Genomic DNA, 13,965 nt, shown 5'->3' with positions numbered 1-13,965 from the left:
AATTCAAAATAGGCAATATTCCGGTAGCTGGTTCAAGTGGAATTATTGGATTTAATGACATCGGTAATGTTAAAGCTCCAGGTGTTACCGTAGGACGCAGTGGCTCTGTGGGTAAGGTCAATTATTATATAACTGATTTTTGGGCGCATAATACTTGTTTATATGTTAAAAACTTTCATGGTAATCATCCATTATTTGTCGCATACTATCTGGATTTTTTGGATTTATCACGCTTTAAAACTGGTGCTTCTGTACCGACATTAGATAGAAATTCTTTTAAAACACTATCAATTTCTGTGCCACATCCAGAAGAACAGCGAAAAATTGCAGGAGTGTTATCGCTGGTGCAGGAGGCAATTTGCCAACAAGAGCAACTCATCACCACCACCACCGAACTCAAAAAAGCCACGATGCAAAAGCTCTTTACAGAAGGCACTCGTGGCGAACCGCAGAAGATGACCGAAATTGGTCTTATTCCTGAAAGTTGGGAGGTTGTTAAACTAGGTGACTGTATTAAGATCAAAAGTGGTCAAGTTGATCCTAAAGAGTATCCTTACTCTGAAATGCTTCATGTTGGCTCTGAAAATATAGAAGCTAATACAGGACGTTTATTAAGCTTAAGAACAAATAGGCAACTTCGTATTTCAAGTGGAAATTACTACTTTACAAAACATGATATCTTGTATTCAAAAATTCGACCTTATCTAAACAAGGTAGCATTACCAAGTTTTGAAGGGACTTGTAGTGCTGATATGTATCCGATACGACCTAAGAATAATTATTTTGAGCGAGGTTTTCTCTTTCAGTTATTTCTTTCTAATTTATTTTTGACTCAAGCTATTTCGTTTCAAGATAGAACTGGAATTCCTAAAATTAATAGAGCGCAATTAAAATATATAACCGTTGCTAAACCTTTTTTATCGGAACAAATCGAGATTACCAACTGTTTGAACTTATATGATCAAAAATTAGATAATACCCTTAGAAAAATGGCTTTGTTACAAGACTTATTTCGCACCCTCCTCCATCAACTCATGACAGCCCAAATCCGAGTCGATGACCTTGACCTTTCCTCCCTTAACCTCGAACTTCAGGGAGGAAAACAAGATGCACTCGTTTGATGAACTCTGGGAACTCCTCACCACTCAAGATGAAAGTGTTCAGATTGAAGTTAAAAAAGGCTCAGATGTGGGTAAAAGTTGCTGGCAAACAATTAGCGCATTTTCCAATGAGCCAGGATTAGGAGGCGGATATTTAATCTTGGGGATTAAAGCCTCAGAGGATAGTGACAGTACCCAATATGAAATCGAAGGAATAGAAGATATCGATAAAATCCAGAGAGACTTGACAAGCCATTGTTACCAAAAATTCAACATCACCATTCGTCCTGAGATTAAACCCGCTACCAAAGACAACAAAACAGTTTTAGTCGTTTATATTCCTGAAGCTCAACCGACAGAAAAACCTGTTTATATCGAGAGTACAGGACTACCCAAAGGCGCATATCGGCGTATTTCCTCCACAGACCAACGTTGCACCGATAGTGACCTGCAAAAACTTTATCGAGAAAATGCTTCCTCTAGCTACGATACAACCCCCATCCCAGAAGCCACATTAGATGACCTAGACCCCCAAGCCATCAACGCTTACAGACAAGCCAGAGCCAAAATTAAACCCAATGCACCAGAATTAGCCTTTTCGGATATAGACCTACTTTATGCCCTTAATGTCATCACTAAACAGCAAGATAGCTATTGTCCTACCATTGCTGGATTAATTCTTTTTGGAAACGCGATCGCGCTTCGGCGTTACTGTCCTCTGCATCGTGTGGATTACATTCTCATTGAAGGAAACGAGTGGATTACCAATTATGAGGACAGATATCAAACGATTGAGATTCGTGAGCCATTACTGCTGGCAATTCCGCGACTGGTGACGAATGTTCTCAACGACTTACCGACACGCTTTGGATTAGCTGAGGACAGCGATCAACGTAGTGATATTCCTTTGATTCCTCGGAAAGTGATTCGAGAGGCAATTGTTAATGCTGTAATGCACCGAGATTATAGCCAGCGTAGCCCAATTCAGATCATCAAATATTCCAACCGTCTCGAAATTCGTAATCCTGGTTATTCCCTGAAACCCCTTAACCGAGAAACATTAGGGGAGCCTGGTTCGGTGATTCGGAATGAAGCGATCGCAGCAGTGCTTCATGAAACAGGATTCGCTGAAACCAAAGGCTCAGGGATTCGTGTAATGCTAGAAGCCATGCTAGAAGCCAATCTAAGCCTCCCAGAATTTGACCCTGATCGTAATCGCGACAGATTCCAAGTTACCCTCTTCTCCCATAACCTCTTTGATGACGAAGCCTTGCAATGGCTAAAACAGTTTAAGGAATATAATCTAACAGATGAAGAAGCGAAAATGCTCGTTGTTCTTAGAGAGAAGGGAGCAATCAACAATGCTATCTGTCGCCTCATCAATGATGTTGACACGCTTACAGCAAGTCAAAGCCTAAAGCGACTGAGGGATAGTGGTTTGCTTAGATCTCATGGCAAGAGTTCAGCTACATATTACACCCTTAGCCCTAAGTTCCAATCTACAGAGCAATCCGAGTCAGAACAACCCAATCAGGACAGTAGTACAGCTTATCAGGACAGCTTATCAGGACAGTCTCCACAACCTAGTCAGGACAGCTTGTCAGGACAGTCTCCACAGCCTAGTCAGGACAGTAGTACAGCTTATCAGGACAGCTTATCAGGACACCCCTCAACCTCTAATCAGGATAGTAGTACACTCCCACCTGAGCAGCTTGCTCTTGAGTTGTTTCCTCCTGTAAAAGAAGAATCTCTTGAAAACCGATTGGCAAAGATAGGTAAACGAACTGCACCGGAAGAAATCAAAGCGTTAATTCTTGAGTTATGCAAACACCAAAATCGCTCCTCTTCTGAACTTGCATCTTTGGTAAAACGGCAACGGAAATATTTGTTAGAAAATTATATAAAGCCCTTAGTTGATGAGGGGTTGCTGGAATACACCATTCCTGAAAAACCGAATGCCCCTGATCAGACTTACCGCACTACTCAAAAGTAAACTATCTTCATATTCCAATCATGCCTAAACCTGGAGAACATAAAACCGTCCAAGATCGCATTCTCACCTATGCCCAAGAAATCGGTTGGACATTTGTTCCTCGCCCCGAAGCCGAAACTAGGCGAGGTTTTAATCGCTCCAGTGGCAACATTCAGGAGAAAGCCCAACAAGCCTCCCTCTACTTTGACGATCTCCTCTATCAAAAAGTTAGAGAATTTAACCCCCACTATACCGAACCCCAAGGGGTACTCATTTCCCAACTGAGCAACTTCCCAACCAGCATTTATGGTAATCGGGACTTTCTCGACTATCTCCGCAACACAGGCAAATACTTCTATGCACCCGAAAATCGGGAACTTGACCTAACACTCATCGACTACAGTGATCTGAGTCTGACCAAAAACGTGTACGAAGTCACGGAAGAGTATTATATCCATAACGGTAAACATGGCATAAGGGAAGATATTGTCTTTCTCATCAACGGTATCCCTATCCTCGTAATCGAATGTAAAAACGCCACCAAAGACGAAGCGATCGCTTTAGGTATTGACCAAATCCGCCGTTACCACAACGAAACCCCAGAGTTATTCGTTCCCCAGATGATTTTTACCGCCACCGAATCCATCGGCTTTTCCTACGGAGTCACCTGGAATCTGGTACGGCGAAATCTCTTCAACTGGAAAGACGAAGAAATCGGCAACCTGGAAGCGAAAATCAAGAGTTTCTGTCAACCCCTCTATCTGCTCAAACTCCTGCAAAATTACATTCTCTTTGCCGAAAAAGACGAAGCCCTCAACAAGTACATCCTCCGCCAACACCAAACCATAGCCGTCGAGCAAGTGATTCAACGGTGTCACGACTCCCAACGCCGTAGGGGACTCGTCTGGCACACTCAAGGAAGCGGTAAAACCTTCACGATGATCAAAACAGCAGAAATGCTTTTTAAAGCCCCAGAGAGCAACAAGCCGACGATTCTGCTAATGATTGATCGTAACGAACTCGAAGATCAACTGCTTCGTAACCTCAAGAGTTTAGGACTTAATAACGTTCGCCATGCCAACCGCATTTCTACTATAATTGAACTCCTCGAAAATGACTATCGGGGCATCATTGTCTCTACGATCCAAAAATTTCGAGGGATGCCAAAAAACATCAACACCCGTTCTAATATCTACATCCTCATTGACGAGGCACACCGCACCACTGGCGGGGACTTAGGGAACTACCTCATGGCGGGACTACCTAACGCTACCTTTGTGGGCTTCACGGGTACACCCATCGACCAAACCAGCTACGGTACAGGTACGTTTAAAACCTTTGGTATCGAAGACGATGATGGATATCTTCATAAATATTCGATTGCTGAAAGTATCGAGGACAAAACTACCCTCCCCCTCTACTACAACATTGCTCCCAATGAGATGCTTGTCCCGGCTCAAGTTATGGACGAGGAATTTCTCAACCTAGCCGAAACCGAAGGCATTAATGATATTGCCGAACTCAATAAAATCCTCGATCGCGCCGTCAACCTGAAGAACTTCCTCAAAGGGGATCAACGAGTTGATTCTGTTGCCAAATATGTCGCTGGACATTATACTCAAAACGTTGAACCGTTGGGCTATAAAGCCTTTCTGGTAGCTGTAGATCGTCCGGCTTGCGCTAAATATAAACAAGCCCTAGATCGCTACTTACCCCCCGACTATTCCGCCGTTGTCTACACCGGAAACAACAACGACACGCCAGAACTTAAAGCCCACCACATCGACGGCAAAACCGAAAAACAACTCCGTGAAAATTTCGCTAAATTTGGGGAATATCCCAAAATCCTGATCGTTACAGAGAAACTCCTCACAGGGTTTGATGCACCTCTGCTCTATGCCATGTATCTCGATAAGCCCATGCGAGATCATACCTTACTCCAGGCGATCGCCCGTGTTAACCGTCCCTATGAAAACGAAGATCACGATATGCTCAAACCCCACGGCTTTGTCTTGGATTTCGTCGGTATCTTCGATAAATTAGAAAGAGCGCTTGCCTTTGATAGTAAAGAAATTAACGCGATTGTCAAAGACCTAAAACTGCTCAAAACTCTATTTAAAAATAAAATGGAGGAGCAAGCCCCGACTTACTTAGATTTAATCCAACACAACTTTAACGATAAAGACGTAGATAATATCATAAAAAATTTCCGTGACCCAGAGCGCCGGAAAGCCTTTTTTAAAGCCTACAAAGAGCTAGAGATGCTCTATGAAATTATCTCACCCGATGCCTTCTTGCGTCCCTATATCGACCCCTACACCACCCTGTCCTCTATCTATAACCTGGTTCGCCAAGCTTATACCAAGCGGGTTTACGTCGATAAAGCCGTACAACGCAAAACCGACGAACTGGTACAAAAACATATTGGCACAACCGCGATCGCAGCCATCACTGATTTTGTTGAAATCAACACCCAAACCCTGGAAGCAATTCAAAATAAACCCACAGGAGCCACCACTAAAGTTATTAACCTGATCAAGAGCATCGAAAAGACTGCTGAAGACAACAGCGATGATCCTTTTCTCGTGGCAATGGCAGAACGGGCGAAATCTATTCAAGATAACTTTGAGAACCGCCAAACTAACACCCAAGACACGTTAGACCTTCTGCTGCAAGAAATCAAGTATAACGAACAGCGTAAAAAAGAACAGGCTGAACGAGGGTTCGATAGCCTCACTTACTTTGTCTATCAAACCCTTGAAGATGCCGGAATTAGCGACCCTGACTCTGTTAGTCATCAGATAAAACAAGCCTTCATCGAGCATCCTAACTGGCGCACCAGCGAGGCAGAATTACGCGAATTAAGACAAGAAGTCACTTTTGCCATTTATGCTGAAATGGATGACTTAGATCAAGTAACAGCCGTTGTCGATCAACTTTTTAGGCTCCTGAGCCAAGCCTATGACCTCTAAAGACAAAGCTACATTTAAAACCAAAGTCTGGCAGTGGGCAGAAAAGCTTGATGTTCAAGTCCAGTCGATTATGTTTCGCTCAATGCGAAATAAATGGGCATCCTGTTCCTCTGCTGGACGCTTAACTTTCGATACCTCCTTATTGGAGTTACCCCCTCACCTGCAAGATTACGCCATTGTCCACGAACTCCTACACCTACAAATCCCCAATCACGGCAGGCTGTGGAAGTGTCTGATGCAGGCATACCTGGGAGATTACCAATCTTACGAGCAAGAGTTAAAACAAATTGGGCGTGAGCAGTTGGGTTGAATAGGAGCACTATCGCATTTGCCTAAACGAAGAGATGCGATCGCTCATTCCGTTGTATGCGTAGTCACCCCTGAAGGGGCGCATAGACGTGCGCCCCTACTGTCTTAATGTTTGGGTTGGTGGCGTCATCCTATCGGTGATCACTGGCTTTTCTTTCTCGCGCCGCCTTTTGAAAAAATTGACTGTATTGTTGATGACCTTTGTGAAAGATAAAGTTTAAGCTTAAAGGCTCATCGACATCACGAATATCACCGGGACCTTCGAGTACAACAATTTCATCGCCAGAGGTTTCATGCTGACCAATTTTCACCGATTTGCGATTTTTGACTTCACCTTGGCTACTATCGATATAGACAATAATATTGCCTGTATCCAACTCACGACCAATCGTTTGAATCAGTTGTAAAAAGTTGCGATCGCTCCCGCCTCGTCGAACCGTCAGTTTCCCCTGTACCTCTTCCACAGAGCTATTCACCGTATCTCCTACGCCAATCATCAGCGGCATTTCTTTGGGGTCGAAATTCGCTTTAACTAACTCCAGTAATTCCTCTAGGGTTTTGGGCGCTTGTCGCACATTAAAGTCTTCCCCTAAGGGATAAGAACCCGTCCGTTGAAAGTAATAACGATTTAAAATCGCTAACACACCCGCCTCTTTAATCGCCCCTTGCAGCATAAACTGAAAATCAGTGGTTCCCGAATCCTGCGCTTGAGCTGGGCGTAAGAGTTCTTGTCCGTTTAAATCTCTGCCTAAGTTGGGAGCATAATGAACAAAAAACGAATCGCCTAACCCTTTAATTTGTGCCTCTTGTAACAGTTCTTGCATCAGATTTTGCATATCTTTTTGCAAGTCCATATAAATTTGCGGGTATTGGCGCAGTTGTTCATAAAAGGTATTCAGATTGGCACTAGGGGAAGCCTTATTTTCCAAAACCGAAGCCTGGATACATTCCTCCAAGTTGTCAATTTCTGCGGCTGTACTCCTTTGCTCAAAAAAGCGGCGTAACCGTCGTTTAATCGTCGGCGGAACTTCGGCTAAAAATTCTAATTCGGCTTCACTAACACCAGGGTGAGAGACATTCCCTTGGCGGTCTTGCCATTGCACACCGCCACCTGCTAGACCAGGGAGATACAACCCCTTTGCCTTAACCTCAGCCGGATTACCAAAGGCGCGTTCAATAATACCGTTTACTCCTCGTTCTCCAATATGTTCTCCATTGGTCAGGACATAAAAATGACCCTCAAATGCCTGGGTTGCTTTGACATAGTTTCGGTCAATCACTCGTGTTAATGGGTCTTTCACCAGTCCCATACAGACGCCATCTAAATCTTGGATAATTAGAATATTTTCTACATTGATTAAAACATCGGCAAGGACTTCCGTCTTTAACGATAAAGTATGCTCATGGGGGAGAAGTTGAGGAGAAGCACTCATTGATAAATCGCTGATGACAAACAGTTCATATTCTATCGTTCATGGTTCATCCTTCAGCGATAATTCTCTGACTCTGCCACTCTAGCAATACAGCGCGACACTGGAGACAGGTTAACTCTTGCAGGAGGGAGTGAATGCCTGCGGATGTGGTGGGGTAGGTGATGCCGATTCGGTTAGGGTTTACGGCGACTGTGGGGTCAAGTTCAGCAACGAAACCATAGAGAGATTGGTTCGAGAAGGAGCTATTGATTGTCCAGCCTGTAGAATTGAGGGGAGTTAGGTTTGCGATCGCGTCTTCAGAGACTCCTAATTCCCGGCTTACGATTCCGGGGACAGCAGCGATGGGGGTTTGTTCAGGATTGACTCGTCCACCGGGAAAATCCAGCGTCGCTTCTCCGACACCAGGGCGATAGGTTGGTATAGGAAGTAGAAATTTCCCCGCCTGAATCGTGACGATGACAACTGAATCGGCTTTTTCGACTCGCCAATAGTCAAGAATTTGCCCTTGGTCATCTTGTAGGCGTTCACCGATTAGAGTAAGCCATGGGGAACGGATTTCCACGAAGCGGTCTAGGGTTTGCCACGGGCGGGGTTTATTCATAAAACATTGGACTTTGGACAAAAACAACAAATTTGCGTAATCTATTTACCAAGGCATTTGGGGCAGAAAAATTAGATGTAGGGGCGGGTTTAGGGACTAAATTCCGCTATTCACCGATAACGGAACAACAAAACCCGCCCTCCCCACCGATAACGGAACAACAAAACCCGCCCTCCTCACCGATAACGGAACAACAAAACCCGCCCATTTCCCCACCGAAAGATAATCGATTAATCCCAAACTGGACAACCAAACCCACCTTATTCTAAACCGCGATCGCACTAAAAAAATGTCGAAATTGGGACTTTAGGGAATTGGTTAGGTGAAAGATTGGGGCAGGGCGGGTTTTGTATAAAGGTGATTGGTGACTCCATTAATTTTGTCCCTAAACCCGCCCCTACAAGGGAATTGGTTAGGTGAAAGATTGGGGCAGGGCGGGTTTTGTATAAAGGTGATTGGTGACTCCATTAATTTTGTCTCTAAACCCGCCCCTACATTGGGTTTGATCTCCCGATATCATATTTTCTGAAACTTCAAACCCTTGCACCGCTATCAGAGAAAATGTGTCATTACTCCCCCAGCTTCCCCAGCGTTCGACTGAGCGCTCACGCCGAAGTCTTCCCCAGCTTTCCCAGCTTCCCCAGTATTTCCACGCCCGCTGCACTACAGCACTCTCAAAATACTGGGAATACTATCAACCGCTTCTAACGCCTGAATTTCGGCTAAGGCTTTGCGGAAGTTTCCTTCCCGGACATCATGGGTGACAACCACAATTTCAGCTAACTCGTTCTGGAAGCCAATTTGTACGACTGACTCTAAACTCACCCCATGATTACCAAAGCTAATCCCCAGATGACCAATCACACTGGGTCGGTCTTTGGTCATAATCCGGGCATAAAATCGAGTGACTAATTCTGAAATTGGGGCGATGCTGCAATAGTGTTGATGTACACAACTTAATAAGGGATGCAGGTGGTGAGTTTCTCCCGCCGTTTTCAACACCGCCGCAATATTCAGAATATCCGATACCACCGCACTCGCCGTTGGACCTGAACCAGCACCGGGACCGAAGAACATCACTTGTCCCAAGGGTTCTCCTTCCACCAGAATCGCGTTGTAAACCCCATGAATACTCGCCAGGGGATGGGCTTGGGGGACGAGAGTCGGGTGAACCCGAATCTGTAGCATTTCGGATTCGGGTTCACTGGTGGCAACCCTCGCCTCTCGCTTGGCTACCGCCAGGAGTTTAATCACAAAGCCTAAGTTCTGGGCGTAGGCGATATCGGCGGCGCTGACTTGGCGAATGCCTTCACAGTGAACGTCTTCTAACTTAATCCGTCCAGCAAAGGCTAAGGAGGCGAGGATGGCAATTTTATCAGCGGCGTCTAACCCTTCCACATCGGCGGTGGGATCAGCTTCGGCATAGCCTAATTTTTGGGCATCTGCCAGAATATCGGCAAATTCTCCGCCCTCGCTTTCCATGCGGGTGAGAATGTAATTGGTGGTGCCGTTGACAATCCCGGTAATGCTGTGAATTTGATTGACCCCTAAGGACTGTTTCAGGGGTTGAATCACTGGGATACCGCCGCCCACCGCCGCTTCTAGGAGAACATAGACGCCTTTTTCTTCGGCGGCGGTAAAGATTTCTGCCCCATAGCGGGCGATAACGGCTTTATTGGCGGTGACGATATGCTTCCCGTAGGAAATGGCTTTGAGGATTAGCGATCGCGCGGGTTCTAATCCCCCTAGTAATTCCACGATAATATCAATCTCTGGGTCAGTGACAATTGACTCCAAGTCCGTCGTCATCACTTCAGGCGGCACTTTCACTGATCGCGGTTTATCGAGCGATCGCACGCCGACTCGATGAATGTCAATCGCTTGCAGCAGGGGATTTCGACCCGTGGGGTCTTGTAAAATTTTTGCTGTTCCCGTACCAACTGTTCCCAGTCCTAATAAACCGATTTTAAAAGCCACAGCTATTATCCTAAAATTTTAAGCATTACAGAAAAAGGGTCATTTTTTCAAGACATAATGTGAATCCTTGATCGAATTCGGCGTGAATATCCCAACTCTAACCGTTGAGGGTTAGTTGAGAAGGATGTCATTCAAACCACCCTTCATCCACATAATTAATTTGGGCAAAGGGACTCAACGCCGACAACACTTGAGTGCCGTAACTGCGATGGTTAACCCGATTGTCTAATAAGGCAACAATCCCTTGAGAGTCTCGCACTGGCGCAACTGCCCGTTGTAATTCTCGCAACGCCGCAGGTAATAGATATAAGCGAAACCAGTCTAACCGTCGCTGTTTGTAGTACGCCACTTGACCTGCAACCCAAGGGTATTCTAGGGAGGGTAGGGGTAACGTGGCAATAATTAACAGTTGGGGAGAGGGTAAAAACTGTTGCTGAGAGCGCCAGAATTCCCAACCGCAAACTAGAATACCATTTTCCTCTAGCTGGGTCTTTTCCACCTGGACTCGCGACCCAAATTCAGCGGCTAAAACTGCCCCTAACTGACTTTTCAGAGGGACATCTCCGACTAAGATGACGATCGGTGTTTTCACCTGATGACTTGCCCCTAAAAGCGTTCGCACTTGTTGAAACAAGGCATTTCGGAAGCGGGGCGTATTCGGCATCGGTAGCCTATCGGGTAAATAAAGCTGAATCAGTTTGCTGTGGCGGTCAGGCGAGAATTTTAAGCAGGTTAACTCTCCTAAACCCAGTTGTTGACGGTAAACGTCCGCCGACGCCTCCAAATCTAGCGCCCCGCCAATTAAGACTATCGGTTGTTCTGACCAGATGCGGCTGAGGGATGTTGCTACTTCTGTGGGTTCACAATACAGGGAAAATTGACCCTGCGATCGCTCAATCGCTGCCCAGGTAAACTGATTTGATGATTGCCAGCATTGCCAAAACTGTTTCCAGGCTGGTGGTATATAGGCAGACTCCCCACCATTTGCCGATTGTAAGACCTCAAACAACTCCTGGATGACAGCTTGTGCGCCCGATTCTATCAGATAGCAATCATAAGGATTGGCTGGACGCTCAAATAAGCGTTTGGTTAGCCGCACCCGCCTATCCCGAATCCAATCTGCCTTTTGCGGATGGGCTAACATCAGGTCATGCCAATGTTGAGGCTGAATCGTACTCTTGAGTTGATCGCGTACCCAGTCGTCTAAATCGTCCGCTTGGTCAATGAGGGTGGGAATACCTTGAGGAAACGCCCTTTTGTCTCCCAAACGATCTGCCAACCATGCTTCGGGAGTGGTAATCAGCAGTCCTTGAAAATGCTCATCTGGGAACCTGTCACCAACGTGAATCGCCTTATTTGTACCCATCCATTCTTGCAAGCTGGGAATTTCAACCTGTAGCAGCCACGTTTGGACTGACACAGGCGCAACAATAATCACGGGTTCCTGCCAGATTAAAGCAGGTGCCAAGTAACTCAGACGATAGGGTTCTTGGGGACTTCCCGTTTGAATTAATGCAGAACGCCCCAAGCGCAAAGCCCGCGCTACCAGCCGCGCCATGGTTAAATGGTGGGGCCAGTTGGGTTGACCTTGCTCTCGCAGAAAGGCACGTAGAGAGGAATGGACTTCGACTTCAATCACGTTAATCTCGTGTCTGAATGTTCCCAGAACTATAGACAGCTATTCTGATCTTGCCTCAACCTGAGGATGAGTCCCTTGGACTGGATTTTGGAACTTATCTAGTTTGACATAAGAATCGAGGATTAGGTCTACCAGTACCAGTGCGTTAACCCCCCCAACCCTTACCATTGGAGTTCCCAAGCGTTCCACCGGAGGAGTCTCTACAAGTTGAGCAGGGCGGGTTTTGTAGCCAAGCTGGGGATAACAATCAATATTAGTCCCTAAACCCGCCCCTACATACAGACGCCATGGCACGTCTCTACATGAATCCCTCATCTTCCCTATATTTCCTATCTTCCCCTGCTCCCCATTACCCCATCCCCCCTATTTAGGGCTTGCTGCACAAAGCCAAAACCGCAAAGCCCATCAATACTTTGAGCTTTATTGACAGAGGGTTTGGTTCAAGGAAATCGGGTAGTATTCTTTAAATGTATGGCATCACCTTGTTCAGGAAAAATGTACCCTTGCTCCCCCAGCTCCCCCAGCTTCCCCAGCTTCCCCCGCTCCCCCTCACCACAACACTTATTCAGCAGCCCCTATTTAGAGGCGAGTGAACTAACTGCGCCAAGGTTGCTTCCATTACCGCCGTGGTTTGCCCAGAAACAGTAAATACCACCGCTTCGCGATAGACACGTTGGGCGGCGTGGGATTGGAGATTGGCTGCACCACTGGAGACTGTTACCGCCGCATTGGTACAGCGTCCTGCTAGGTTAATTGCCCACGCCCTTAGCTGTAGGGATTGGGGACGTTTTTCCCCCATGTAGGGGCGGGTTTCACTATTATCATTTGTTGTCACCCGGATGTTTCTAAACCCGCCCTCATCTCGCCTATCTTCCCTATCTCCCCCATCCTCGGTGTCAGCAGAATTGGCTGATAATGCGGCGATCATTGCGGCTTCACAGTCGCAGACTTCAGCGGTGAGAGCATTAAAAGCGTTTTGAATAAATCCTAATTGCTTGCGTTGATAAACGGCAGCCACAATATCTAATCCGGCTTTAGCACAGCCTAAGGCAAAGAACCCATGATTTAATACATTTTTTCGATCTGTTTCGTGAATCGCCCCGGCTTTTCTGACGAATAAAACTGACTCGTGAGGTAAAAACCAATCCGTTAGACTAGCAGACACTGTATTGGTTGAATTCATCGCTGCTAACGCCATGGGTTGACTAAACGCGATCGCACTCCCAACCCCTTGTTCCGTAGACGTAAAGGGTACAATACCATAGAGTTCCCGACCATCGGGTAATGTCGCCCCAATCACAAAATCCTCAAATAAGCCAAAACCCGTAACCCAGGGGACATTTCCAGTAATCTGATAGCCCCCATCTAGAGGAGTTGCCTTGACTAGGGGATTCCCGGTGCGTCGCAGTTGGGAGAAACCTACCCCCACTAACGCCTCACCCCTCCCCATGCGGGGAAGATAGCGCTGCTTTAAGGCTTCATTGTCACTCTTTGCCAAAAATCCACCTGCACTCTGATGTTGAGTTTGCAGAAAAGCCAACGCACCGGAATAGCGAGAGACGTGTTGTTGGAAGTGAAAGAAGGTGACAGGATTCACCTCAGCACCTCCCCAATCTTGGGGAACCTTCAGCGCTAGCAGATGGCGATCGCCTAATCCTTTCAGTGCGGTGCGTAATGCTTCCGTATCCTGATCGATCTCTGAGGCGCGAGGGGCAACAATTTCGCGCAAGTAAGCCTCCGCTACCTTTAAAAGGTTAGACGGATTCGCGATTCCCTTCGGGATAGCTTCGCTTCGCGCGTCAGGAACACCCTGGTTCGCTGTAGTTGGTGACATTAGGTAACAAACAGTTCAACAATTCCTTTCTCAGGATATCCGACTCATTGCCGCGCCCATTTGGAAGATTTCATGATACCAAAGTTAGTAGAGTTTTGTGTTCAATTGCCCAAAACCTCCTCCGGCAA

11 protein-coding genes are annotated in these 13,965 nt (G+C 46.2%); 5 read left to right on the top strand and 6 right to left on the bottom strand.

The window, feature by feature from the left end; translation table 11 throughout:
- Positions 1-8 precede the first annotated feature (8 nt).
- The 4 genes from RIC07_RS01395 to RIC07_RS01380 are packed head-to-tail and all read left to right on the top strand — an operon-like array spanning position 9 to position 6,354.
- A complete protein-coding gene (locus RIC07_RS01395; RefSeq protein WP_446392977.1) occupies positions 9-1,121 on the top strand; it encodes a restriction endonuclease subunit S in 1,113 nt (370 codons plus the stop codon).
- Positions 1,108-3,093: an ATP-binding protein gene (locus RIC07_RS01390; RefSeq protein WP_446392948.1), complete on the top strand. Its 1,986-nt coding sequence runs from the start codon at positions 1,108-1,110 to the stop codon at positions 3,091-3,093. The genes RIC07_RS01395 and RIC07_RS01390 overlap by 14 nt, the downstream gene beginning before the upstream one ends.
- A 20-nt stretch (positions 3,094-3,113) precedes the next feature.
- Positions 3,114-6,044: a type I restriction endonuclease subunit R gene (locus RIC07_RS01385; RefSeq protein ID WP_446392947.1), complete on the top strand. Its 2,931-nt coding sequence runs from the start codon at positions 3,114-3,116 to the stop codon at positions 6,042-6,044.
- The gene (locus tag RIC07_RS01380) at positions 6,034-6,354 is read left to right on the top strand and encodes a M48 metallopeptidase family protein (RefSeq protein WP_446380968.1); all 321 of its coding nucleotides are present in this window, start codon (positions 6,034-6,036) and stop codon (positions 6,352-6,354) included. The genes RIC07_RS01385 and RIC07_RS01380 overlap by 11 nt, the downstream gene beginning before the upstream one ends.
- Before the next feature lie 130 nt (positions 6,355-6,484).
- On the opposite strand, the gene stpA is transcribed toward RIC07_RS01380, so the two are convergent.
- Both stpA and RIC07_RS01370 read right to left on the bottom strand, forming a co-directional pair.
- Complete coding sequence (stpA, locus tag RIC07_RS01375) at positions 6,485-7,786, bottom strand: glucosylglycerol 3-phosphatase (protein ID WP_446392946.1); 1,302 nt, start codon at positions 7,784-7,786, stop codon at positions 6,485-6,487.
- Positions 7,787-7,832: 46 nt separating this feature from the next.
- Positions 7,833-8,387 carry an NUDIX hydrolase gene (locus tag RIC07_RS01370; RefSeq protein WP_446392945.1) on the bottom strand — a complete coding sequence of 185 codons (555 nt, stop codon included), beginning with the start codon at positions 8,385-8,387 and terminating at the stop codon, positions 7,833-7,835.
- A gap of 32 nt (positions 8,388-8,419) precedes the next feature.
- Here RIC07_RS01370 and RIC07_RS01365 point away from each other — a divergent pair, with 32 nt between their 5' ends.
- A complete protein-coding gene (locus RIC07_RS01365; protein WP_446392944.1) occupies positions 8,420-8,656 on the top strand; it encodes a hypothetical protein in 237 nt (78 codons plus the stop codon).
- 394 nt (positions 8,657-9,050) lie between these two features.
- Here the strand turns inward: RIC07_RS01365 and RIC07_RS01360 are convergent, their stop codons facing one another.
- The 4 genes from RIC07_RS01360 to RIC07_RS01345 all read right to left on the bottom strand — a co-directional run bounded on the left by RIC07_RS01360 (position 9,051) and on the right by RIC07_RS01345 (position 13,837).
- Complete coding sequence (locus RIC07_RS01360) at positions 9,051-10,364, bottom strand: homoserine dehydrogenase (protein WP_446380972.1); 1,314 nt, start codon at positions 10,362-10,364, stop codon at positions 9,051-9,053.
- Positions 10,365-10,491: 127 nt separating this feature from the next.
- Positions 10,492-12,003: an ATP-dependent DNA helicase gene (locus RIC07_RS01355; protein ID WP_446392943.1), complete on the bottom strand. Its 1,512-nt coding sequence runs from the start codon at positions 12,001-12,003 to the stop codon at positions 10,492-10,494.
- A 39-nt stretch (positions 12,004-12,042) separates the two neighbouring features.
- Positions 12,043-12,318 (bottom strand): hypothetical protein, encoded by a 276-nt coding sequence (locus tag RIC07_RS01350; RefSeq protein ID WP_446392942.1) that lies wholly within the window; start codon positions 12,316-12,318, stop codon positions 12,043-12,045.
- A gap of 250 nt (positions 12,319-12,568) precedes the next feature.
- Positions 12,569-13,837 (bottom strand): acyl-CoA dehydrogenase family protein, encoded by a 1,269-nt coding sequence (locus tag RIC07_RS01345; RefSeq protein WP_446392941.1) that lies wholly within the window; start codon positions 13,835-13,837, stop codon positions 12,569-12,571.
- Positions 13,838-13,965 lie beyond the last annotated feature (128 nt).

Source organism: Coleofasciculus sp. E1-EBD-02, from assembly GCF_040218245.1.
Classification (GTDB): domain Bacteria; phylum Cyanobacteriota; class Cyanobacteriia; order Cyanobacteriales; family Coleofasciculaceae; genus Coleofasciculus.
This window is presented reverse-complemented; position numbering and strand designations above follow the sequence as displayed.